General features: G+C 65.8%; 15 protein-coding genes. 6 read left to right on the top strand and 9 right to left on the bottom strand.

Annotated elements, in window-relative coordinates:
- Positions 1-28: 28 nt before the first annotated feature.
- Positions 29-811 carry a 3-hydroxybutyrate dehydrogenase gene (locus OU995_RS13625; protein ID WP_267836083.1) on the top strand — a complete coding sequence of 261 codons (783 nt, stop codon included), beginning with the start codon at positions 29-31 and terminating at the stop codon, positions 809-811.
- 313 nt (positions 812-1124) lie between these two features.
- Here OU995_RS13625 and OU995_RS13620 read toward each other — a convergent pair whose 3' ends face one another.
- Entirely contained in the window at positions 1125-1868 is a 744-nt protein-coding gene (locus OU995_RS13620; protein ID WP_267836082.1) for an SIMPL domain-containing protein, read from the bottom strand.
- A 170-nt stretch (positions 1869-2038) separates the two neighbouring features.
- Between OU995_RS13620 and ompR the strand changes: the two genes are divergently transcribed.
- Entirely contained in the window at positions 2039-2767 is a 729-nt protein-coding gene (gene ompR / locus OU995_RS13615; RefSeq protein ID WP_092943060.1) for a two-component system response regulator OmpR, read from the top strand.
- A gap of 122 nt (positions 2768-2889) precedes the next feature.
- Positions 2890-4215 carry an ATP-binding protein gene (locus OU995_RS13610; protein WP_058935903.1) on the top strand — a complete coding sequence of 442 codons (1326 nt, stop codon included), beginning with the start codon at positions 2890-2892 and terminating at the stop codon, positions 4213-4215.
- Between the two features lie 72 nt (positions 4216-4287).
- On the opposite strand, the gene ispF is transcribed toward OU995_RS13610, so the two are convergent.
- The gene (gene ispF / locus OU995_RS13605) at positions 4288-4773 is read right to left on the bottom strand and encodes a 2-C-methyl-D-erythritol 2,4-cyclodiphosphate synthase (RefSeq protein ID WP_267836081.1); all 486 of its coding nucleotides are present in this window, start codon (positions 4771-4773) and stop codon (positions 4288-4290) included.
- A 130-nt stretch (positions 4774-4903) separates the two neighbouring features.
- Complete coding sequence (locus OU995_RS13600; RefSeq protein WP_267836080.1) at positions 4904-5737, bottom strand: IspD/TarI family cytidylyltransferase; 834 nt, start codon at positions 5735-5737, stop codon at positions 4904-4906.
- Between the two features lie 242 nt (positions 5738-5979).
- Between OU995_RS13600 and OU995_RS13595 the strand changes: the two genes are divergently transcribed.
- Complete coding sequence (locus OU995_RS13595) at positions 5980-7059, top strand: RNA methyltransferase (RefSeq protein ID WP_267836079.1); 1080 nt, start codon at positions 5980-5982, stop codon at positions 7057-7059.
- Positions 7060-7065: 6 nt separating this feature from the next.
- Here OU995_RS13595 and OU995_RS13590 read toward each other — a convergent pair whose 3' ends face one another.
- The gene (locus OU995_RS13590; protein WP_267836078.1) at positions 7066-10731 is read right to left on the bottom strand and encodes a YDG domain-containing protein; all 3666 of its coding nucleotides are present in this window, start codon (positions 10729-10731) and stop codon (positions 7066-7068) included.
- Positions 10732-10826: 95 nt separating this feature from the next.
- On the bottom strand, positions 10827-12680 hold the full coding sequence (locus OU995_RS13585; RefSeq protein ID WP_267836077.1) for a ShlB/FhaC/HecB family hemolysin secretion/activation protein: 1854 nt from the start codon (positions 12678-12680) through the stop codon (positions 10827-10829).
- 223 nt (positions 12681-12903) lie between these two features.
- Here OU995_RS13585 and mfd point away from each other — a divergent pair, with 223 nt between their 5' ends.
- Together mfd and serB are read left to right on the top strand one after the other, a co-directional pair.
- Positions 12904-16404 (top strand): transcription-repair coupling factor, encoded by a 3501-nt coding sequence (gene mfd, locus OU995_RS13580; protein WP_267836076.1) that lies wholly within the window; start codon positions 12904-12906, stop codon positions 16402-16404.
- Positions 16405-16475: 71 nt separating this feature from the next.
- Positions 16476-17180, top strand: coding sequence for a phosphoserine phosphatase SerB (gene serB, locus OU995_RS13575; RefSeq protein WP_267836075.1), 705 nt, complete (start codon positions 16476-16478; stop codon positions 17178-17180).
- Positions 17181-17319: 139 nt separating this feature from the next.
- Here serB and rraA read toward each other — a convergent pair whose 3' ends face one another.
- From rraA to OU995_RS13555, 4 genes are all read right to left on the bottom strand, one after another.
- Positions 17320-17844: a ribonuclease E activity regulator RraA gene (rraA, locus tag OU995_RS13570; RefSeq protein ID WP_267836074.1), complete on the bottom strand. Its 525-nt coding sequence runs from the start codon at positions 17842-17844 to the stop codon at positions 17320-17322.
- Positions 17845-17935: 91 nt separating this feature from the next.
- Entirely contained in the window at positions 17936-18181 is a 246-nt protein-coding gene (locus OU995_RS13565) for an RNA-binding S4 domain-containing protein (RefSeq protein WP_267836073.1), read from the bottom strand.
- Between the two features lie 4 nt (positions 18182-18185).
- Positions 18186-19925, bottom strand: a complete 1740-nt coding sequence (locus tag OU995_RS13560) for a thiamine pyrophosphate-binding protein (protein WP_267836072.1) — start codon at positions 19923-19925, stop codon at positions 18186-18188.
- Between the two features lie 141 nt (positions 19926-20066).
- Positions 20067-21497 carry a PLP-dependent aminotransferase family protein gene (locus tag OU995_RS13555; protein ID WP_267836071.1) on the bottom strand — a complete coding sequence of 477 codons (1431 nt, stop codon included), beginning with the start codon at positions 21495-21497 and terminating at the stop codon, positions 20067-20069.
- Positions 21498-21683: the final 186 nt, after the last annotated feature.

The raw sequence follows: 21683 nt of genomic DNA, 5'->3' as shown, positions 1-21683 counted from the left end.
ATCCTAACAACCCTGAAGAGGACCTGGCATGTTGAAAGGCAAGACAGCACTAGTGACTGGATCCACCAGCGGCATCGGCTTGGGGATTGCCCTGACACTCGCGCGACAGGGCACCCATGTGGTGCTCAACGGTTTCGGAGATTCCGAAGGTCCTCGCAAGGAAGTCGAAGCAGCAGGCAAGGATCACGCCATCCGGGTGGGTTATCACGGTGCCGACATGAGTAAGCCGGCGGAGATCGAGGACATGATGGCCACGATCGACAAGGATTTTGGCGGCTGCGACATCCTGGTAAACAACGCCGGCATCCAGTTCGTCGCGAATGTGGAGGATTTTCCGGTGGACCGGTGGGACGCCATCTTGGCCATCAACCTGTCCAGCGCCTTTCACACGATGCGACTGGCCTTGCCGGGCATGAAAAAGCGCAACTGGGGACGCATCATCAACATCGCGTCCACCCACGGTCTGGTGGCTTCGGCAGGCAAGTCGGCCTATGTGGCCGCCAAACATGGCCTGATCGGTCTGACGAAGTCGGCGGCGCTGGAGACGGCAACCGTGCCGGTGACTGTCAACGCCATCTGCCCGGGCTGGGTGCTGACACCGCTGGTGCAGAAGCAGATTGATGCGCGGGCCGAGAAGGAAGGGCTGGATGTGGCCGAGGCGAAGCGGCAACTGCTGGCGGAGAAGCAGCCTTCGCTGCAGTTCACGACGCCAGAGGAACTGGGCGCCCTCACCGTTTTCCTGTGCTCGGATGCGGCGGTGAATGTGCGCGGGCAGGCGTGGGCGATGGACGGGGGCTGGACAGCGCAGTGAAAGGGTTTGCCCCCCCTACCGCCTGCGGCGGCCCCCCAGGGGGCGACTGGGGGCCCGGCGGAGCCGGATCCCCGCAGTCTGGCTGGGTGAAGGCCCAGGTGAGCACCGGTGAGGCCCTTCTGCACCTTGGTGGGCCCCTAAAGGGCGACTGGCCCCCCGGCAGGGCCGGAGCCCGGCAGTCTGGTTGGATAGGCCCCTAGCTAAGTCCTTTTGCCGCCAGCAATGGGCCCCAAAGGGGCGACTGGTGCCCGGCAAAGCCAGCTCGCAGCCGTCTGGCTGCGAGCGCCGGGGTGGGTATCAGCGGGGAGGCGGGTTAGCGAGTCATCACGACGTTGCCGCTGACGCTGACCGTGACCAGGGTCTTGCCGGACTCCACAGGCAGGGCCATGTCCGACGACGCGGTCGCCATCGCCTTGAAGCGAGGCGCCGCCGCCGCCATCTCCGACGCGCCACCATCAGCGTTCACGCTGACCTCACCAATCTGGAAGCCCCGATAGCCGAACTGCTTGGCATACAGACCCGCCTTGGTCTTGTAGTTGGTGATGGCATCCGCCACCACGGTCTCCTCAGCCTTTTCACGGGCCTCGCGCGACAGCCCGTAGCTCACACCGGCGATCGACAGCGTCTGGATGCGGCTGGTCAGGCGCGAGATGGTCTCCATGTCGCGCCCCTTCACCACCAACTCCACACTGCCCTGCCAGCCAGTGATCTGCGGCGCAGCATTGGCACTGCTGATCTTCGGCTGGCCATACCGCGGATAGACCGAGAAGCCCCCAGCCTGCACCTCCACCTGCCCCGGCTTGGCCACCTTGCGAGCTTCCACCAGCGCGGCTTCCAGCGCTTGCTTCAGCTCGGTCTGCACACCTGCAGCTTCCTTGCCCTCCCGCGTGGTGGAAAAGGTCAGCGACAGCATGTCGCGCGCTACTTCGGTGCTGGCGGAGGCCTGCAGATTGAGCACATCGGTGCGCGCGGCCGGGGCCTGCGCCTGCGCCAACGGGGCCGTCGCAGCAGCCGCCAGCAGCGTGCCCATCAACAACCAGTGTTGCTTTCGTGTCATGCGGGATCCTCAAAAGTCAGGGGTAACCAGCATAACGACCTCCCAGACTGCCAAGGATGACCGGCCGCGTTACATAAGTTGTAACGAAGCCGTAAGGGCTGCTGCATACCGCAAACAAGCCGAAAAAACGCGCTTACAGTGCCGTTGTTACAAATTCAGGAGTGGCCGCCATGCAGAGCAACACCCGCCCCAACCGCGTCTTGGTCGTGGACGACGATGCACGCATTCGCGACCTGCTGCGCCGGTATCTGGCGCAAGAGGGATTCGAAGTCTTGCTGGCCGAAGACAGCAAGGCGCTGAACAAGCAGCTCACCCGCGAGACGGTCGATCTGATCGTGCTCGATTTGATGCTGCCCGGTGAAGATGGTTTGTCCATCTGCCGCCGCTTGCGCGCCGCTGGCGACAGCACGCCGATCATCATGCTGACCGCCAAGGTCGAAGAGGTGGACCGCATCGTCGGCCTGGAAGTGGGCGCGGACGACTATCTGGCCAAGCCCTTCAACCCCCGTGAACTGCTGGCCCGCATCAATGCGGTGCTGCGCCGCCGTCCGCCGCCGGAAGCACCGGGCGCACCGTCGAAGGAGCCGATGACGGTGAACTTCGGCCCGTTCGAATTCGACCTGGCGCTGCGCCGCCTGTCGAAGAACGGCGAACCGGTGCCGCTGACCACCGGAGAGTTCTCGATGCTGAAGGCACTGGTGCGGCATCCCCGTCAGCCGCTGTCGCGCGACAAGCTGGCGATGCTGGCCCGTGGCCGCGAGTTCGAACCGTTCGACCGCAGCCTGGACGTTCAGGTGTCGCGACTGCGCAAGCTGCTGGAAGAAGACCCGGCCCAGCCGCGCTTTATCCAGACGGTCTGGGGCGTGGGCTACGTGTTCGTGCCTGACGAAGCGGCCTGAGCCTCGCTTCCGACCGCCTTCAACCGCACGAACCCGGCCCGGCCCAGCCCTGGGGGCTGACCGGAACCCCTGCGGCGCGTCCAGCCCTCCCCACGTCCTCCGACGGAAAGCCTTCACCCGCCGTGACTCCACCTCGCTTAGCGCTCAACCTCTTCTGGCGAACCTTCGCGTTGCTGGCCCTGCTGCTGGCTGCGGGGGTGTTGGCGTGGCAGCAGACATTCAAGGCGCTGGAAGCGGAGCCCAAGGCCCTGGAAGCTGCGCAGCAGTTGGCGGGCCTGGTGAACCTGTCCCGTGTGGCGCTGTCCAGCACCGACTCCATCAACCGGGTGGCGGTGGTCAAGTCACTGGCGCGCAGCGAGGCGGTGCAGGTGGAGGTGGCCGAAACCACCGACCGCTGGATGCCTTATGAAAACACGCCGTTTGCCCAGCGCCTGCGCAAGGAGCTGGTGTCCCGCCTGGGGCCGCAGACGGTGCTGGCCAGCGGCCTGAACGGCGTGCCCGGCCTGTGGGTGCGTTTTGATGTCGGCCCTGATCAGTTCTGGCTGCAGACCAATCCCGCGCCGCTGCAGGCCAACATGTCCAGCAACTGGTGGTGGATCGTCATTGCGCTGGGCGCCTCGCTGTTGGGCGCTGCGGCCATTGCACGGCTGATCAACCAACCGCTGCGCGAGTTGTCGATTGCGGCCAGCCGCATCCGCGAGGGGGAATACGACTCCCGTCTGGACGAAAGCACCCTCACCAGCGAGATCCGCGAGGTGAACATGGGCTTCAACCGGATGGCGCGGGAATTGGCCAAGATGGAAGAAGACCGCAGCGTGATGCTGGCGGGCATCTCCCACGACCTGCGCACACCGCTGGCCCGTTTGCGCCTGGAAGCGGAAATGAGCGTGACGGACGAGCAGGCCCGTCAGTTCATCGCCCAGGACATCGATCAACTGGACGCGATCATCAACAAGTTCATGGACTACGCCCGCCCCAGCGAGCTGCAACTCACAGCCATGAACCTGCGCGAACTGGTGGAGCGCGAAGCCCAGGGCTTCCGGGACCCGGCGCAGATCCAGATCAGCGTGCGCTTGTCGGCGGCGCTGCGCATCTGGACCGACCCGACGGAATTTGGTCGCATCCTGCTGAACCTGTTCGAGAACGCCCGCCGTTATGGGCGGCATGCCGACGAACCGGCGCGTGTGGAAGTCACGGCCGAGGCGGATAGTGCCTGGGTGCTGCTGACCGTGCGCGACCACGGGCCGGGCGTGCCGCCGGACAAGCTGGCGAAGCTGACCACTCCCTTCTATCGCGGCGACAGCGCCCGCACGGCCGCCACGGGGGCGGGCCTGGGTCTGGCCATCGTGGAGAAGTCGATTCAGCGGCTGGGTGCCCAACTGCGTCTGACCAATGCGGAAGACAGCGGGTTTGTGGCGCAACTGCGGTTGAAGCGCGCGAACCCCTGAAACGCGGGTGCAGTCTGCAGGTGGCAGGTGGCAGGTGGCAGGTGGCAGCCAGAGCGCTGAGGGCTGCAACCCTCAGGCCTGCACCAGCAGACAGATCGCGCGGGCCTCGATGGCGCGCAATTCGCCCACCGGACCCATCTTCTCTGCCGTCTTGGCCTTGACGTTGATTTGCTGGGCATCAATACCCAGCACCTCGGCCAGCCGCTGCCGCATCGCCACGATGTGAGGCGCCATCTTGGGCGCCTGCGCGATGATGGTGCTGTCCAGATTGCCGATCACCCAGCCGGTCTCCTTCACACGGCGGTAGGCCTCGGCCAGCAGCACCATGGAATCCGCGCCTTTGAACTCGGCGGCGGTGTCCGGAAAGAGCTTGCCGATATCGCCCAGCGCCGCTGCACCCAGCAGCGCATCGGTGATGGCATGCGCCAGGGCATCCGCATCGGAATGGCCCAGCAGGCCGTGGGTGTGCGGGATGGTCACGCCGCCCAGGATCAAGGGACGGCCCGCCACCAGGGCATGGGTGTCCCAACCTTCGCCAATTCGGAATGGGGTCTGCATAGAGATCTCGTGAGTGTGGTTGATCGGTAGCGGGATCGGGGCCGGGTTCAATCGGGCCATTCGTCGGATGGGTCCGATAGGTCCGATAGGTCTGCCGGGTCCGGTCGTTCAGTCGTGGGCATGGCCCGGCTCATCGACTTCGCAGCAGGCGCTCGGCCAGCGCAAAGTCGGCTGGCCAGGTGACCTTGAAATTCTCCATCGACGCTTCCACCAGACGTGGACGATGTCCCAACGCCTCGATCGCGCTGGCCTCGTCCGTCACACCTTCCAGCGATCCTGCCAGCGCCGGTGCGAGGAGGCCCCAGCGAAACATCTGCGGGGTCTGTGCGGCCCATTTGCCGCGACGGTCCACCGTAGCGGCCACGCGCGGGGCCGGTGCGGGGATGGGTGCGGGGACGGGCTCGGGATTCGAGGGGTTGGCTGCGGTGCCGGATGCAGCGTTCGCGGATGCGGTGGATGCGGTGGATGCGGTGGATGCAACGATAGCGGCGTCAGGGTCCGCTGATTTGAGCGTGTCAGCCACCGGCAGCGCGAGCAGTCCGCCGACCTCGTCGTCTTCGCATTCGTCGATCAGACGTTCCACCCAGGCCGGCTGCAGCAGGCAACGGGCAGCGTCATGCACCAGCACCCAGTCGTGGGGCTGGACGCCCTGCGCTCGCAGGACCTGCAGGCCGTTGGCCACGGTTTCCGCGCGGGAATCTCCGCCACAACGGGCCACCCAGGACCTCGGACCGCTGAAGCCGGGCACCGCCTGTTCGAACTGATCGTCCTGCGGCGACAGCACCACCAGCGTGGCCTCGATGCGAGGCACGGCGGCCAAAGCCGCCAGCGTGTGGGCGATCATCGCCTGGCCGGCCAGCGGTACATACTGCTTGGGGCGGTCCGCACCGGACCGGGCGCCAACACCCGCTGCGGGCACCAGGGCAAAACAACGAGGCACCACGCCTATCGGAAAGTCGCTCATGGGGCGTGATTGTGCCGTGTGTCCGCCGCCGGTCTGTGTGACCGCTGCCGGGTCGCAGCCTGTCCGCCGCATGTCCGCCGCATGTCCGGCACCTGCGCGCCGCATGTTGGCTGAGCCGATCGTCCGCCCCTCAGCTTGAGCGGCGCTGGCGGGCTGACGCCAGCACCGGCGGTGGAATGCCGCCACCGTAGTTCGGCGAGAATCCAGGGCAGGACGCCTGCTCCACCGTTTCGTTCACCCTCATGACGCAGGCTCAAAGCCCCGCGCGCTCACCTCCCACCACCGTGTTCTCCATCGCCGACATCGAGCATCGCCTGACCGCCTTGGGCGCCAACCCGGCCCATCGGCAACGTGTCCTGCGCCATTGGGTGCAGGCCCTGCCCCTGAGCCACGGACGCCGCCAGCTGGAGCATTTCCTGCCGCAGGCGGTGCGTGAAGCTCTGCCAGGTCTGATGGAGGAGTTGGACGGGCTGGCCACGTTGGTGGAATCGCACCCGGGCACCGACGGCTCTGCGCGTCTGCTGGTGAAGCTGCAGGATGGCCAGACGGTGGAGAGTGTGCTGCTACCGCGTGACGGGCTGTGTGTCTCCAGCCAGGTGGGCTGCGCAGTGGGGTGCCAGTTCTGCATGACCGGTCGGGACGGCCTGATTCGCCAGGTTTCCAGCGCCGAAATCGTGGCGCAGGTGGCCCTGGCGCGCCGTCAGCGCGCCGTGAAGAAGGTGGTCTTCATGGGCATGGGAGAACCTTCCCACAACCTGGAGGCGGTGATGGAAGCCATTCACCTGCTGGGTACGGTGGGCAACATCGGCCACAAGAACCTGGTGTTCTCCACGGTGGGGGATCCGCGTGTTTTTGAGCGGCTGGCCAGCGGCGCGGTGAAACCCGCGCTGGCCCTGTCGCTGCACACCACCAAGGCAGACCTTCGGCGCGAACTGCTGCCCCGGGCACCCCGGCTGACCCCGGCCGAGATTGTGACCGCCGGCGAGCGGTATGCCCGCGAAACGGGCTACCCGATTCAATACCAGTGGACGCTCTTGGACGGCGTGAACGACGGTGAGGATGAGCTGGACGCCATCGTCGGCCTGCTGAAGGGGAAGTACGGAGTACTGAACATGATCCCCTACAACAGCGTACCGGAGCTGCCCTTCCAGCGTCCCGACTGGGAGAAGGCGCGCGACATCGCCCGCCGGCTGCACCAGCGGGGCATCCTGACCAAGCTGAGGGATTCGGCTGGCCAGGATGTGGAGGGCGGATGCGGGCAACTCAGAGCCCGCGCGGCTCAGCCGCGCGGACGTACAGTGCCCATCCAGCCTGCACCTTGAGGCGCTTCACTCCCCCCCAATCTGCAGCCGATCCGCAGGCACCCGCACGCCCTCGGCCTGGATGACCAGCGCTTGCGACGCCGTCGAGCCAGGCGTGCGTGTGGCCCCTGCACCGCAGGCAGATGGGCTGGGGGCTGAGCACAACAGCGACCCACTGGCGCCTGGCAGCGGAAGGGGCGCCGACACCGTGGCCGCCGCCGTCACACCGGGGACGTCCAGCCGATAGTTGCCAGCAGCCGGGCCTTCAATCTTCAGGTCTGACAAGGTGACCGCCCGGGTGAAACCTGGCGCTGGCCCCCACTTCAAGGCCTGTGCGACCACCTGGACGGTGTCGGTAACCAAGGCGTCGTGACCGATCACGATCGTCTGCGGACGCATGAACTTGTCGAACGGAATCGGCGATGGCGCCGTGATTTGCAAAAGACGGGGCGTCATGGTGGCGCGGGTGTGCCAAAGGGGTGCATTCAGCACGTAGTTGCCAGCGTCTTCCCCTGCCAACTGCCACTGGGAGGCCGTGACCTGCTTGTCCTTGCCAGCATTGGCATCAGCAAACTGACTGCGCCCCCCGACCAAGGTGAGGTGATCGCCAGACAGTCGGTCGTCGCTGAAGTGGACGGTGGCATCGGCCTGGCCGTCATAGACCTTGTCAGACGCAGTGATGCTGACGCCCAGCGTCCGCGGTGTCACCGACGCTTGTGTGGTCAGCGGCTGGTCCGTCACCCGATAGTTGCCGGCATCGTCGCCGGTCAGTTGGATGCCGGTCACGGTCACCGTCTTGTTCCGGCCCGCGTGGCGGCTGTCGAACTGGCCGGTCAGGGCCGCCTGCAGCTGATCGCCCTTCACCCGGTCGTCCTTGCCGGCCGACACCTGCGCCTCCAACGTCCGGTCATACACCTTGTCCAGCGCCACCAGGTCGCTCAGGGAAAGCAGGCGTTGGTCGATGCTGGCCGTGGTGGTTGCGCCCACAGCGTCGACGCGATAGTTGGCCGCATCACCGCCCGACAACTTCACATCGGTGACCGTCACCCGCTTGCCAACACCCACATTCCGGTCGTCAAAGCTGCCGATGGCCAACACCCGCAGATCGTCTCCCGCCACCCGGTCGTCAGCACCATAGGCGACCTTGGCGTCACGGTTGCCGTCATAGATCTTGTCCTGGGCTCGTAGGGAATTCAGGCTGAGCAGCCGCGTGTCAATGTTGGCGCGTGTGGTGTGACCTTCGTAGTCCGGCTCGTAGTTGGCGGCGTCGGCACCAGACAGCGCGACATCGGTCACCGTCACAAGCTTGCCGGTTCCCGCCCGCTTGTTGTCGAAACTGCCTTGCGCTGCCAGCGTCAGGTCATCACCAGCCACGCGGTTGTCCTTCGCAAAGGCGACGGTAGCGTCCGTCGTACCGTCATAGATCCGGTCCTGCGCCGTCAACTCACTGACCGTCAGCATGCGTTTGGTGATGCTGGCCTGCGTCGCCAGTCCGGTGGCGTCCAGCGTGTAGTTGCCGGCGTCCGCGCCCTGCAAGATGACGTTGCTGAACTGCACCTGCTTGTTGGTGCCCACTTGCTTGTTATCGAAGGCGGCTGTCCAGGAGAGGCTCAGTTGATCGCCTGCGATGCGGTCATCAGCACCGATCCGGCCGGTCGCCGTGGTCTGGCCGTCATAGACTTTGTCGCTGGCGCTCAGTTGGCTGAGCGTCAGCTGCCGGGGTGTGATGTCCGCCTGCCCGCTCACGGTGACCTCGTCCCCGCGATTGCGCAGGGCTGCGGTCCGCAAAGGATCGGCCGTGTCGAACCCCTTCACCGCAATGCGCCCCTCGATGGACTTGGCCGTACCGACCTGTTTGTTAACAAAGGCCAGGTCGTTGCTCAGGCTCAGATTGCTGTTCGTCAAATCCAGGCCGGTGGTACTGAGCGACTTGACCGTCACCGCCGTGGTGCCGTCATACACCTTGTTGTTGGCTTCCAGCGTGGCGGCCATGCGGACCGACTCCAGATTCAGCGTGCCGGTTTCGACCCGGGCGAGTGTGATGACACCGGCCTGGGCCCCTGCGGCGTCGCCATCGACCTTCAGCGACACGTCGCCACTGGACACCAGATGGGTCCCTTGGGCCATGGTGACCGAACCCAGCCCGGTGCCACGTCCGGCCTTCAGATCAGCGTCCTGGCTATTTGCTACCACCGACACGCTGGACTGGCCAAGGTCCAAAGAAGCGTTGAGCAGCACGGACCGCCCCGCGGTCAATCCCAACCCACCACGTTTGGTAGACGTGACAGCAGCATCCACCGTCAGGTCCTGCTGGGCGCCGAGTTGCACGTCATGCCCAGCATCCAGCCAGCCGCCCAATTGGGTCGCTGCCACTTCGTTCAGTCCGCCGTTGCTGCCCACCTTCAGCACCGCATCGATCACGGTGATGGACCCGCCCGAATCCAGCGAATGAGCGCTTTGCACCTTCGCGCTCTTCATCAAGGTCAGCGCACTGCCCGCCTCAAGGCCCACAATGCCGCCAGTCCCCGCCCCGCGACCAGCGGCGTCGATGCTGCCGGCCACCAGCAACTGGCCATCCGACTGGAGCGACGCGAATCCTCCGTTGTCACCACTGGCGCTGATCACACCAGCCGCCTTGAATTGCAGGTCGCCCGTGGCGCCCAGGCTGATCTGCCCACCGTCTCCGCTCTGGGCGTCCGCCTTGAGGGTGCCGGCGATCTCAAGCTTGTTCGCCCGCAAGTCGATCGTTCCGCCCCCTGTCCGACCCGAGGCATTTAATTCGTTGCTGGCGTTGATCGTGCCGCCATCGGCCGTTAGCAGGACACTGCCGCCCGGCCCCTGCGCCAGGTTTTCCGCATTCAGGATGCCCGTCTGGTTGATGACACCGGCATGCATCGCGCTGGTTCCCAGGGCCGACAACACCACCTGGCCCCCGCCTGCATAAGCGCTGCCGGAGTGGGTGATCACGGCATCCGCCAGCCCCTGGTTCACCCGCAATCTCACGGGACCGCCCAGATCCAGCGTCACATCCGCGCCCGCGCCCATGGCGACCGTGCCGTTCTCCCCGGCATGAAGCGCACCCGTGTTGGTCACGGCCCCACCAATCAGCGCCACGTAGGCATCGTTGGACGCCGTGCCGGCAAGGATGCGCGCGTTGTTTTCCACCGAGCCACCGCTGCCGGAAAAGCGGTAGCTGCCGCGAACGAAATCGTCGTCCTTGATGTCGAGCGTGGACGCCACCAGGCTGCCTACCGCCACACTGGCGCCCGCCCCGAAGATCACGCCATTGGGATTAACCAGGAACACGCGACCATTGCTGGTCAGCGTGCCGTCGATCTTGCTGTTGCCGGTACCCTTCACCCGATTGAGGGCGACCGCCTTCGCACTGGGTTGTTCAAAGCTGACCGTATTGCCGGCGCTGATGTTGAATCCGGCCCAGTTGGTGATGAGCTTGTCGGTGGTTTGCTTGATCGTGAGGGTGGTGCCCGCCGTGGACAGAGACGCCTGCCCGGCCACGACAGTGGGCATGGTGGGCAATGCGGCGGGTGCCGGAGGCTGGGTCTGGGCCATGGCCTGGCTCAGCACGGACAACGCGAACACGCCTCCGACATAGGACGACGCATGTCGGCCGCCGCGCGACCACCGTGAATGGGAGGACAAACCGCCTTGAGCGGCATTGCTGAGGAGATGCATGGAATTGCCTTTAGAACAGGAACTTGACGCCGCCGCATGCCGCCGCTGGCCATGCGAAGGCGGACCATCACGAAGGGATCACAACCGCTGTGGCATCACAGCTGATAACCGAGGCTGAGCCAGAACTGCATGGCACCCGCCCCCGGATCGGACTGCGGCGCCTTGTGGCCGGCACCAATGCGCCAGCCCGCTGTGCTTTGCAACTGCCAAGGCCCTTGCGTCATGCGCAGGCCCACACCGGCGCCGGCCATCGAGCGGGAATTGCGCCCCTCGACCCAGGGCTGGTGATTGATCTGCACACGCCCGGCATCGAAGAAGGCGAAGGGCTGGAAGCCGCCCATCTGGCGCCGCAGCTCCACCTGGGCCAGAGCACCGTCATCGCCGGACCCCTCAGAGGCGGGCCAGGCCCTTACGCCGTTGGGGCCCCCCAGCACCCATTTCTTGGACGGATCAAGATTGCGGTCCGCCACCTGCCCGGCCACATGGCCATACACGGACCAGTCCCCCAGCGGCTGCACCGCCGAGGCATCCAGGCTCACCAGCAGATACGCACCCGCGGTGCGTGCCGTGAGCGCGTCGGTCTGGCGTGAGAGATCGTCGTTCAGGCGGATCCGACCGGTTTCTGCGGAGACCCTACCCCACATCGCCCCCCCGCCGGACAACCAACGGGTGGCCTGCACCGTGTTGAGCCAGGCCACACCGGTACGTGCGTCTTCCACCTCAAACAGCCGCTGCCGATTGGAGATGCGCTGGCCCTGCAGACCGGTCTGCCAGGTCACACGGCTGCGCTGCGTGACCTGCAGCGGAACGGACACCGTGCCCGCCACGGTGGCCACGTTGCCGCTGGCATCCAGGATGTCGAATTCCTTGCCCAGCTGGTAGCGGCTGAAGCCGCCGGACAGTTCCAGCCGAACCCCTTGCGCACCCAGGGGGAACGCATAGGCGATCAAGCCCTGCCCACCACCTTGATCGCCGGTACCGGCCACCAGACTGAGTTGGTCACCCAGCAGCAACAGGCGGTCAACGTGCAGGGAACCCAGCACGCGATAGCGCCCCGCGTAGCGGTTGCCATGGTTGTCCACGCGAATCTCTCCGCCCCAGGCGCGGGCGGGCGTCACTTCGACAGACACATCCGCATCCCCGGGTTGCGCCCCTGGCGAGACGGTTGCCACTGACTTCACCCCAGGCAACTCCGACAGCAGCAGCATCTGCCGCTCCAGTTCGGGACCGATCGGCTGGCCGGGACGCAAGGGCGTCATCCAGCCGGCGCCTTCACTGGCCAGGGCGCCTTGACCCGTGACCTGACCATAACGGCCTTCCACCACCCGGATCACCAGTTCGCGGGTGCTCAGATCCTGCGGCGGCAGATACGCTACGGCGAATGGACGCCCGGCCTGCTGCACCACCCGTTGCACCTGCGCGGCCAGCGCCCGCATCTGAGCCAGCGACAGCGCCTGCTCACTCACGTCAAAGAAACGCTGGTCCCACTCTTCCTGCGACACCAGTGAACTGCCCTCCACCACCACGCGATCAATGGCGACGGTGCGCGCAGATGGGGACGCGTCTGCCGCCAGCCGTGGATCGACCGGACGGGGAAGCTCCTGCGGACGAGCAGGTTGCTTCATCGGCCCCTTGTCCAGCTGCAGCAGGCCCGCATCGGGCGGGAGCGCCTGGGCCTGCGCCCAGGCGGGGGCCAGGGCCACCGCAGCCGCAGCCGCAGCCGCAGCCAGCGTGATCTGCCGCAGGCGGTGGCCGGCGAGGCCCCATGGCGCACGCTCGGGAGACCAGATCGCCCACCAGGCCGGCGCAGCGGAAGGAGCGGAGGAAGCGAAAGGAGGGGCAGGAACGGAAGGAGCGGCAGGAACAATTGCCGGGGCCCGTGGACGTGAAAAGCGGATGGAGGACACGAGGTTCAGACCTTGGTGAGCAGAGTTGCCGATGACGGTCATTCTTGAAATTCCCCCTCGCGAGGCCAATTGCCCCCATCTGTGTGGATGCCCCGCGCACTCCTGGATTTCAGTCAGGTGCCACCACCCCACTGGTTAGGAACTCCCCCCCTAGGTTCGGCCACACACGCCCCATGTTGTGACGAGCCCTCCCCCGCACGCGGGTTGCCCACACTCCCTACAATCCCGTCAGGCCCCCTCCCGGGGCTGTCCTTATTTGTGCGCTATGCAGCTTCCCTCCATCGCTCCTGGTAAACGCTTCACACAACCCCGCCCGATCGGCTCTGCCGATGCCTTGCTGCTGGCCACCTTTGCACACCAGCAGGTGGCTGCCGGACGGCTGACCGTGGTGGTGACCGCAGAGCCGGGTGACACCCAGCGGCTGGAGGACGAGCTCAAGTTCTTCGCCCCGGCGCTGAGGGTCGCGGTGTTTCCGGATTGGGAGACGTTGCCGTATGACAGCTTCAGTCCTCACCAGGACCTGATTTCCGAGCGTCTGGCCACCTTGTGGCGCCTGCTGCAGGCCAATGACAAGGCCACGGCCGACCGCGACCTGGATGTGGTGCTGCTGCCCGCCACCACCGCGCTCACCCGGCTGGCCCCGCCGTCCTTCCTGGCGGCCACCACCTTCAACTTCCGGCAGAAGCAGCGGCTGGATGAGTCGGCGCTCAAGCAGCAGCTCACGCTCGGCGGTTATCAGCATGTCAGCCAGGTGGTGTCACCCGGCGAATATGCGGTGCGTGGCGGTCTGATCGACCTGTTCCCGATGGGCTCGGCCGTGCCTTACCGCGTCGACCTGTTTGGCGACGAGGTGGACTCCATTCGTGTGTTCGATCCGGACAGCCAGCGCAGCCTGTATCCGGTGCCGGATGTGCGCCTGCTGCCGGGCCGTGAATTCCCGATGGACGAAGCGTCCCGCAAGGCCTTCCGGGCCCGCTGGCGCGAGAAGATGGACGGCGACCCGACCCGGTCACGCATCTACAAGGACATCGACACCGGCCTGGCCACAGCGGGCATCGAGTACTACCTGCCGTTGTTCTTCGACCAGGTCGCCAGCCTCTTCGACTATCTCCCCGCCGAAGCCGGCCTGGTGCTGCACGGCGAGGTCGATGAAGCCCTGCAGCGCTTCTGGGCGGACACCCGCGAGCGTCATCGTTTCCTGCAGCATGACCCGGAACGGCCGATCCTGCCGCCCGAAGAGATCTACCTCCGGCCGGAGGACTTCTTTGGCGCCACGCACCGCCATGCGGTGCTGTCGGTGCGGGGCCGCGACGCCGTGGACTATGCCCGTCCGCTGCCCGACGTGAGTGTGGAACGCGGCGCCCAGGAGCCCCTGGCCCGGCTGGCCGGCCACCTCAAGAGCACCGACCATCGGGTGCTGCTGCTGGCCGAAAGCGATGGCCGGCGCGAGAGCCTGCTGGAACTGCTGCGCGACAACAAGATCGATCCCCCCTCGGTCAAGGACCTGGCCGAATTCCTGGCCGGCGATGAGCGCTTTGCCATCACGGCGGCCCCGCTGGCGGCCGGTTTCAGCTGGGTGAATCCGGCGGTGGCGGGTACTGCGCCCGCAGCGGCGGAGGGCGACGCCCCCCACATCCTGCAGCTCTTCACCGAGACCGAGCTGTTTGCCACCACACCGACCACCCGTCGGCGGCGCAAGCAGGAGCAGGTCAGCGACGTCAATGCGTTGATCAAGGACCTGTCCGAGCTGAAGGTCGGTGATCCGGTGGTGCATACCAGCCACGGCATTGGCCGGTATCTGGGGCTGATCAACATCGATCTGGGGGAAGGCCCCAGCGAATTCCTGCATCTGGAATACGCCGACAAAGCCACCTTGTATGTGCCGGTGGCCCAACTGCATCTGATCAGCCGCTATACCGGTGTCAGCCCGGAAGAAGCGCCGCTGCACAAGCTCGGCTCCGGTCAGTGGGACAAGGCCCGACGCAAGGCCGCCGAACAGGTGCGTGACACCGCCGCCGAACTGCTCAACCTGTATGCCCGCCGTGCCGCGCGTGAAGGCCATGCCTTCCGCTACTCGCCGCACGACTATGAAGCCTTTGCCGCCAGCTTCGGTTTTGAGGAGACCCCCGACCAGCGGGCGGCCATCCACGCGGTCATCCAGGACATGATCAGCCCGCGCCCGATGGACCGGCTGGTCTGCGGCGATGTGGGTTTCGGCAAGACCGAGGTGGCCCTGCGCGCCGCCTTTGTGGCCGTGATGGGTGGCAAGCAGGTGGCCGTGCTGGCCCCCACCACCCTGCTGGCCGAACAACACTTCCAGAACATTGCGGACCGCTTCGGCAAATGGCCGGTCAAGGTGGCCGAGATGAGCCGTTTCCGGTCCACCAAGGAAATCAAGGCCGCCATGGAAGGCCTGGCGGATGGCTCCATCGACATCGTCATCGGGACCCACAAGCTGCTGTCGGCGGATGTGAAATTCAAGCGGCTGGGCCTGCTGGTGATCGACGAAGAACACCGCTTTGGCGTCCGCCACAAAGAAGCCATGAAGGCGATGCGGGCCGAGGTGGATGTGCTCACTCTCACCGCCACGCCGATCCCCCGCACCCTGGGCATGGCGCTGGAAGGCCTGCGCGACCTCAGCGTGATCGCCACGGCGCCCCAGCGCCGCCTGGCCATCAAGACCTTCGTGCGCAGTGAAAACAGCGGCACCATCCGGGAAGCGGTGCTGCGCGAACTCAAGCGGGGCGGCCAGGTCTACTTCCTGCACAACGAAGTGGAAACCATCGAAAACCGGCGCATGAAGCTGCAGGAACTGCTGCCAGAAGCCCGCATCGTGGTGGCCCATGGCCAGATGCCGGAGCGGGAACTGGAACGGGTGATGCGGGAGTTCGTGGGGGGCAAGCACAACCTGCTGCTGTGCTCCACCATCATCGAGACCGGCATCGACGTCCCCAGCGCCAACACCATCGTGATCAGCCGTGCCGACAAGTTCGGGCTGGCTCAATTGCATCAGCTGCGCGGCCGTGTGGGCCGGTCCCACCACCAGGCTTACGCCTATCTGATGGTGCCGGACATCGAAGGTCTGACCAAACAGGCCGCCCAGCGGCTGGAGGCCATCCAGAACATGGAAGAACTGGGGTCCGGCTTCTATCTGGCCATGCATGACCTGGAGATTCGCGGCGCGGGTGAAGTGCTGGGTGAAAACCAGAGCGGCAACATGATGGAAGTGGGCTTCCAGCTCTACAACGACATGCTCTCGGAAGCGGTGCGTTCGCTGAAGGCCGGGCGTGAACCGGATCTGCTCAGCCCTTTGTCCGCCACCACCGAAATCAACCTGCATGCCCCGGCCCTGCTGCCGGATGCCTACTGCGGCGACGTGCATCAACGCTTGTCGCTCTACAAGCGGCTGGCCACGGCGGACAAGACCGACCAGATCGATGCGATGCTGGAAGAAATCACCGACCGTTTCGGCAAGCTGCCGCCGCAAGGCCAGACGCTGTTTGACACCCACCGCCTGCGCGTATTGGCCAAGCCGTATGGCGTCTTGAAGATCGATGCGGCACCGACCGTCATCAACATCAACTTCCGCCCCAATCCGCCGATTGACGCCTTGCGGGTGATTGAGCTGGTGCAGAAGAACCGCAACATCAAGCTGGTGGGCAATGAAAAGCTGCGCATCGACAAGGCCCTGACCGATCCGAAGGACCGGGCCCAGGCGGTGCGGGAAGTACTCCGTCTGTTGGGGGCCCCCACGACCACCGCATGAGGGAAACCGCCCTCCTTCACCCCTGGCGTCGGTTAAGCTGACGCTCCCTGCCCCCAACCTGCTGATCCTGCATGTCTGCCGAGCTGTCTCCGCTGGTCCTCCAGAACGTCACCCCGCCGCTGCGCCTGAGCGATTACCGCCTGGCGGCGTTCGACATGGACTCCACCCTGATCTCCATCGAATGCATCGATGAAATCGCAGACGTGGCCGGCAAAAAGGCCGAGGTGGCCGCCATCACTGAAGCGGCCATGCGCGGCGAGATCACCGATTTCAAGGACAGCCTGCGCCGCCGGCTGGCCCTGCTCAAGGGCGTTCCGGCCTCGGCACTGGAAGAGGTGCTCACCCAGCGGCTTCAGTTCAATCCGGGTGCGGTGGAACTGTGTGCCGCGCTGAAGGCGGCGGGTTTGAAGCTGGTGCTGGTGTCGGGCGGCTTCACGTTTTTTGCCCAGCATGTGGCCGAGCGCTTGGGCATCGATTTCATGCGCAGCAATGCGCTGGAGATCATCGACGGACAGCTCACGGGCGGCTTGCACATGCAAGCCTGGGGTGACATTTGCGACGGTGAAGAAAAGCGCCGGATGATGCTGGCCTGCGCGCAGGAGATCGGAGCGACCCCGGCGCAATGCATCGCGGTGGGAGACGGCGCGAACGACCTGATCATGATGGGTGCGGCCGGGCTGTCGGTGGCTTATCACGCCAAGCCCAAAGTGCGCGCCCAGGCCATGGTGGCCATTCAGGACGGTGGGTTGGATCGGTTGTTGACACTGTTCAACTAAGGTCGGCGCAGGTGGGCGCAGGTGGGCGCAGGTGGGCGCAGGTGGGCGTACAGCCCCAAGCCCGTCACCGCCGCAGCCGCCGGCATCGCCGTAGCCGTCGTCACCGCCGTCCCGTAGACGTGTGGGCCGCCTCGACCACTCACCCAGCCGGATGCACCGGGCCGGTGGTGACCACCACGCCGTCCTCATCCGCATAGATCCACTCGCCCGGACGAAGCCAATGGCCTTCGATCTGCACGGGCACGTCTTCCACGCCCTGGCCTCGCCGGTCGGTGGGCATGGGCACATGGCCAAGGGCAAAGATGCCGATGTCGGCCGCCTTGAGTTCCTGCAGGTCTCGCACGGCACCGTGAACCAGCAGCCCGGCCCAACCGTTCTTGGCGGCACTGGCCGCCAGATTGCCCCCCACCAGCGAACGGCGCAGCGAGCCGCCACCGTCCACCACGAGCACACGACCAGCGCCAAAGCTTTCCACGGCGGCCTTCACCAGGGAGTTGTCCTCCAGACAGCGCACGGTGGCGATCGGGCCGGCGAAGCGGGCGAAACCGCCATAGCTGCGGTAGAGGCTGCCCGGCAGCCAGCGGATGGCACCGCTGGTGTCCGCCTTCAGCGAATCACAGAGATCGCAGGTTGAGAAGCCGATGCTGGGTGTGGGGGTGGTCATCGAAAACTCCTGGGCTGCGGCCGGCTGAAAGGCTCGACTGAGCGACGACGCCGGACCATGGTGGGGGTGTCCGCGGATGCTGCAGGCGCGCTCAGGGCGCGGCCGCCACCTCGATGCGCTGCCCGCCGAATTCCACCACCTGGCCGGCGCGGATCTTGGCGGTCTTGCGCAACTCGGTCGCACCGTCCACCTGCACCTGCCCCTCGCTGATCAGATGGCGGGCGGCGCCGCCACTGTCGACCAGGCCACACACCTTGAGCAGCTTGTCCAGTTCAATGAACTCGCCGCGCAGGGTGAAGGGGATGAAGGGAGTGGAGGAGGAGTCGGATGCAGGCATCCACTCATTCTCCCCGAGGCCGGGCCTGTCGTTGAAGGGCTGCCTCCCGGATGCGGGTCAGTGTCGTGCGGCTGGTGGAGATGTCGACAGGCAACTTGATGTGAATGAGCGTCGGTTGCTGGGTCCGTACGGCGTCCCGCAGCGCCGGCTCCACCGCCTCGGTATGTTCGGCGGTATGGGCGGCCCAGCCGTAGGCGCGGGCCAGCGCAGCGAAATCCGGGTTGTGCAGGTCGCTGCCGCTGGTGCGGCCGGGGTACTCCCGCTCCTGATGCATGCGGATGGTGCCGTAGCTGCCGTTGTCCACCACCAGGCAGATCAGCCGGCGCGCCCCATGGGCCATGGCCGTGGCCATCTCCTGGCTGGTCATCAGGAAGTCGCCGTCGCCGGCGATGTTGACCACCCAACGGTCCTTCTGCAGCAGGCTGGCCGCCACTGCAGCCGGAAACCCATACCCCATGGCGCCGCTGGTGGGGGCCAGTTGGGTTCGTCCGCTCTGATGGAGGGCGGGGTAACGATGGAAACGATGCAGCCAGCCGCTGTAGTTGCCGGCGCCGTTGGTGAAGATGGTGTCGGGCGGCAGCAGGCGGTTGAGCAGCTGGATCACGGCGGTCATGTCCATCGGCTGCACCGGTGTCCCCTGCTGATTGCGTTGGTAATCGGCGTGGGCCGAGCATGTCCACTCGGTCCATGGGAAGACAAAGTGATCCTCGGGCCGTAGCGTCTGCAAGGCCAGCGCCGCCACACTCATGCTGGCCTGGATCACCTGGTCCGCTGCATACACGCGCCCGAGTTCTTCCGCTCCTGCGTGAATGTGCACCAACTGCTGATGCGGGCGCGGCGGTTGCAGCAGTTCGTAGCCACCGGTCGTCATTTCGCCCAGGCGAGGGCCCAGGGCGATGATCAGGTCGGCATCCCGCACGCGTTGCGCCAATGCGGGGTTGATGCCAATGCCGACATCACCCGCATACAGCGCGTCTCGATTGTCAAAGAGATCCTGGCGGCGGAACCCACAGGCCACTGGCAGATGCCAGGTGCGTGCGAAGTGCTCCAGGGCTTCGCAGGCCTGCGGCGTCCAGCCCCCGCCCCCCACCAACAGCAAGGGTCGGTCGGCATTCTCCAGCCGCGCCTGCAAGGCCAGCAGATCGCTGGGGGACGGCCACGACACGGCGGGCGTGACGCGGGGCAACACAGGCGCTGTGGTGACCGTGGTGAGCATGTCCTCAGGCAGCGCCAGCACCACGGGGCCGGGCCGCCCTTGCTGGGCGATGTGGAACGCTCGGGCGAGGTATTCGGGCAGGCGGTCGGCGTCCTGCACTTCGGCCACCCATTTGGCCATGCCCAGGGTGCCGGGGCCAAGCATCTGGCGGTAGTCGACTTCCTGGAAGGCTTCGCGGTCCCGCTGATCCGACGCCACCTGGCCGATCAGCAGCACCATGGGTGTGGAGTCTTGAAATGCCGTGTGCAGGCCGATGCTGGCATTGGTCGCGCCCGGTGCCCGGGTCACCAGGCAGACGCCGGGCCGGCCCGTGAGCTTGCCCGCCGCCTCGGCCATGAACGCTGCGCCGCCTTCGTGGCGGCAGGCCATGAAGCGTATGCGCTCCTGATGCTCATGCAAACCATCCAGGACGGCGAGATAACTTTCGCCGGGGACACCAAAGACGGTGTCCACGCCTTGGGCGATGAGGGCCTCAACGAGGGCGTGACCGGCGAGACGCTCGCCGGAAATGTTGGGGCGGAGGGTCATGAAGCCCGACTGTAGCGAGTGGGCGGGGGAGCGCAAGGCCGAAGTGAGGTGACATCGAGGGGCGTGCCCCGCAGGGCTGCACTCGCGCTGCTCACCGCTGCCCACCTCTGCTCACCGCTGCCCACCTCTGCTCACCGCGGCTCACCGTTGCTCGGTGAAGCCCTCCTGCGCCAGCGCCTTTGCAATCTTCCCCAGCGTCTTCAGCGACTCCACCACCTGCGCATGGTCGGGATGTCCGAAATTCAGCCGCAGGTGATGCGTGAAGCGGTGATCGGCCGAAAACAAATGCCCCGGCGCAATGCTGATGTCATGCGACAAGGCCACCCGGTGCAACTCCAGGGTGTTGATCTCGGCCGGCAATTCCACCCACACGAAATATCCCCCCTCCGGCTGGGTGACTCGGGTGCCTGAAGGAAAGCTTTTGGCAATCGTCCTCAACACCACCTGGCGGTTGGTCACGAGCGCTTGCCGAAGCTGCCGCAAGTGCCGGTCATAACCGCCTCGCCGGAGGTATTCACTCAGGCCCTCCTGCATGGGGACAGGTGTCGCCAATGAACTCATGAGTTTGCGGCGGCTGACGTTCCGGGCGAACCGACCGGCGGCCACCCAGCCGACGCGAAAACCAGGCGCCAGAGATTTGGAAAAGGAACTGCAATGCAGGACCCAGCCGCTCTTGTCCCAGGCCTTGGCGGGCCGTGGGCGTGGTCCGAAGTACAGCTCTCCATACACGTCATCTTCAATGAGCGGAATGTCTCGCTCCGCCAGCAATGCCACCAGCGCTGCCTTGGCGGCATCCGGCATCAGGCTGCCCAACGGATTCTGGAAATTCGGCATCAGCCAGCACGCTTTCACCGGATGCCGGTCGATGATGGCGGCCAACGCAGGCACATCAACGCCGGTACGCGCGTGGGTGGCCACCTCAACGGCCTTGAGCCCACGCCGCTCCAGCGCCTGCAGGGCGCCATAAAAGGTCGGGGACTCGATGGCCACAAGGTCGCCGGGCTTGGTGACCGCCTCCAGGCACAGGTTCAATGCCTCCATCGCCCCATTGGTCACGACGACCTCATCCGCATCCACCTTGCAGCCGGCACTCAGGTAACGCAGACCAATCTGGCGCCGGAGTTCGGCGCTGCCCGGTGAGAGGTCTTCGACGGTGCGCCAAGGGTCCAGCCCGCGCGTGGCCTTGCCGAGCGCCAGGGCCAGCTTGTCCAGCGGGAACAGCGTCGGGCTGGGAAACGCCGAGCCCAACGGCACCACAGCCCGGTTGCGCGCCACATCGAGCACCTGAAACACCAGCTCTGACACCTCGACGCTGCGCTCCTCGGCCAGCGGATCGGAGGCGTGGGGCTCCGGGTGAGAAATCGCCGCCTGGCTGACAAAATAGCCGGACCGTGGCCGCGCCTCGATCAGGCCGCGGGCCTCCAGCAGGTAGTAGGCCTCAAAGACGGTCGAGGGGCTGACACTGCGGTCCTTGCTGGCTTCGCGGACCGATGGAAGGCGGTCTCCAGGGCGCAACTGACCCGCAGCGATGGACGCCGCCAGGTCATCGGCAAGAACTTCGTAACGCTTCATGGGGTGGGCTGCTGATATGGCCTGCTGCGTGGAACAGCCCCACTGTATGGGCATCCGCATCCCCGAGTGAAATGACCTCCCAGCCACCCATCTGATCTGGTGTTTTTTAAATAATCTGCATCTGTACTTTACCGACTGCCGCGCGCACAGTGCTGAGCGCGCCCCACGGCTCCAGCCCGGACCGGA

Source organism: Roseateles sp. SL47 (genome assembly GCF_026625885.1).
GTDB lineage: Bacteria > Pseudomonadota > Gammaproteobacteria > Burkholderiales > Burkholderiaceae_C > Roseateles.
Note: the sequence above shows the minus strand (reverse complement) of the source record. Positions and strands in the feature narration are given on the sequence as shown.

Excerpts from the sequence above, each read along its gene's own strand:
- mfd (WP_267836076.1), top strand. The coding sequence starts at position 12,904 with ATGCAGCTTCCCTCCATCGCTCCTGGTAAACGCTTCACACAACCCCGC.
- ompR (WP_092943060.1), top strand. The coding sequence starts at position 2,039 with ATGCAGAGCAACACCCGCCCCAACCGCGTCTTGGTCGTGGACGACGAT.
- OU995_RS13555 (WP_267836071.1), bottom strand. The coding sequence starts at position 21,497 with ATGAAGCGTTACGAAGTTCTTGCCGATGACCTGGCGGCGTCCATCGCT.
- rraA (WP_267836074.1), bottom strand. The coding sequence starts at position 17,844 with ATGACCACCCCCACACCCAGCATCGGCTTCTCAACCTGCGATCTCTGT.
- OU995_RS13565 (WP_267836073.1), bottom strand. The coding sequence starts at position 18,181 with ATGCCTGCATCCGACTCCTCCTCCACTCCCTTCATCCCCTTCACCCTG.
- OU995_RS13620 (WP_267836082.1), bottom strand. The coding sequence starts at position 1,868 with ATGACACGAAAGCAACACTGGTTGTTGATGGGCACGCTGCTGGCGGCT.
- OU995_RS13585 (WP_267836077.1), bottom strand. The coding sequence starts at position 12,680 with ATGACCGTCATCGGCAACTCTGCTCACCAAGGTCTGAACCTCGTGTCC.
- OU995_RS13560 (WP_267836072.1), bottom strand. The coding sequence starts at position 19,925 with ATGACCCTCCGCCCCAACATTTCCGGCGAGCGTCTCGCCGGTCACGCC.
- OU995_RS13625 (WP_267836083.1), top strand. The coding sequence starts at position 29 with ATGTTGAAAGGCAAGACAGCACTAGTGACTGGATCCACCAGCGGCATC.
- ispF (WP_267836081.1), bottom strand. The coding sequence starts at position 4,773 with ATGCAGACCCCATTCCGAATTGGCGAAGGTTGGGACACCCATGCCCTG.
- OU995_RS13595 (WP_267836079.1), top strand. The coding sequence starts at position 5,980 with ATGACGCAGGCTCAAAGCCCCGCGCGCTCACCTCCCACCACCGTGTTC.
- OU995_RS13600 (WP_267836080.1), bottom strand. The coding sequence starts at position 5,737 with ATGAGCGACTTTCCGATAGGCGTGGTGCCTCGTTGTTTTGCCCTGGTG.
- OU995_RS13590 (WP_267836078.1), bottom strand. The coding sequence starts at position 10,731 with ATGCATCTCCTCAGCAATGCCGCTCAAGGCGGTTTGTCCTCCCATTCA.
- serB (WP_267836075.1), top strand. The coding sequence starts at position 16,476 with ATGTCTGCCGAGCTGTCTCCGCTGGTCCTCCAGAACGTCACCCCGCCG.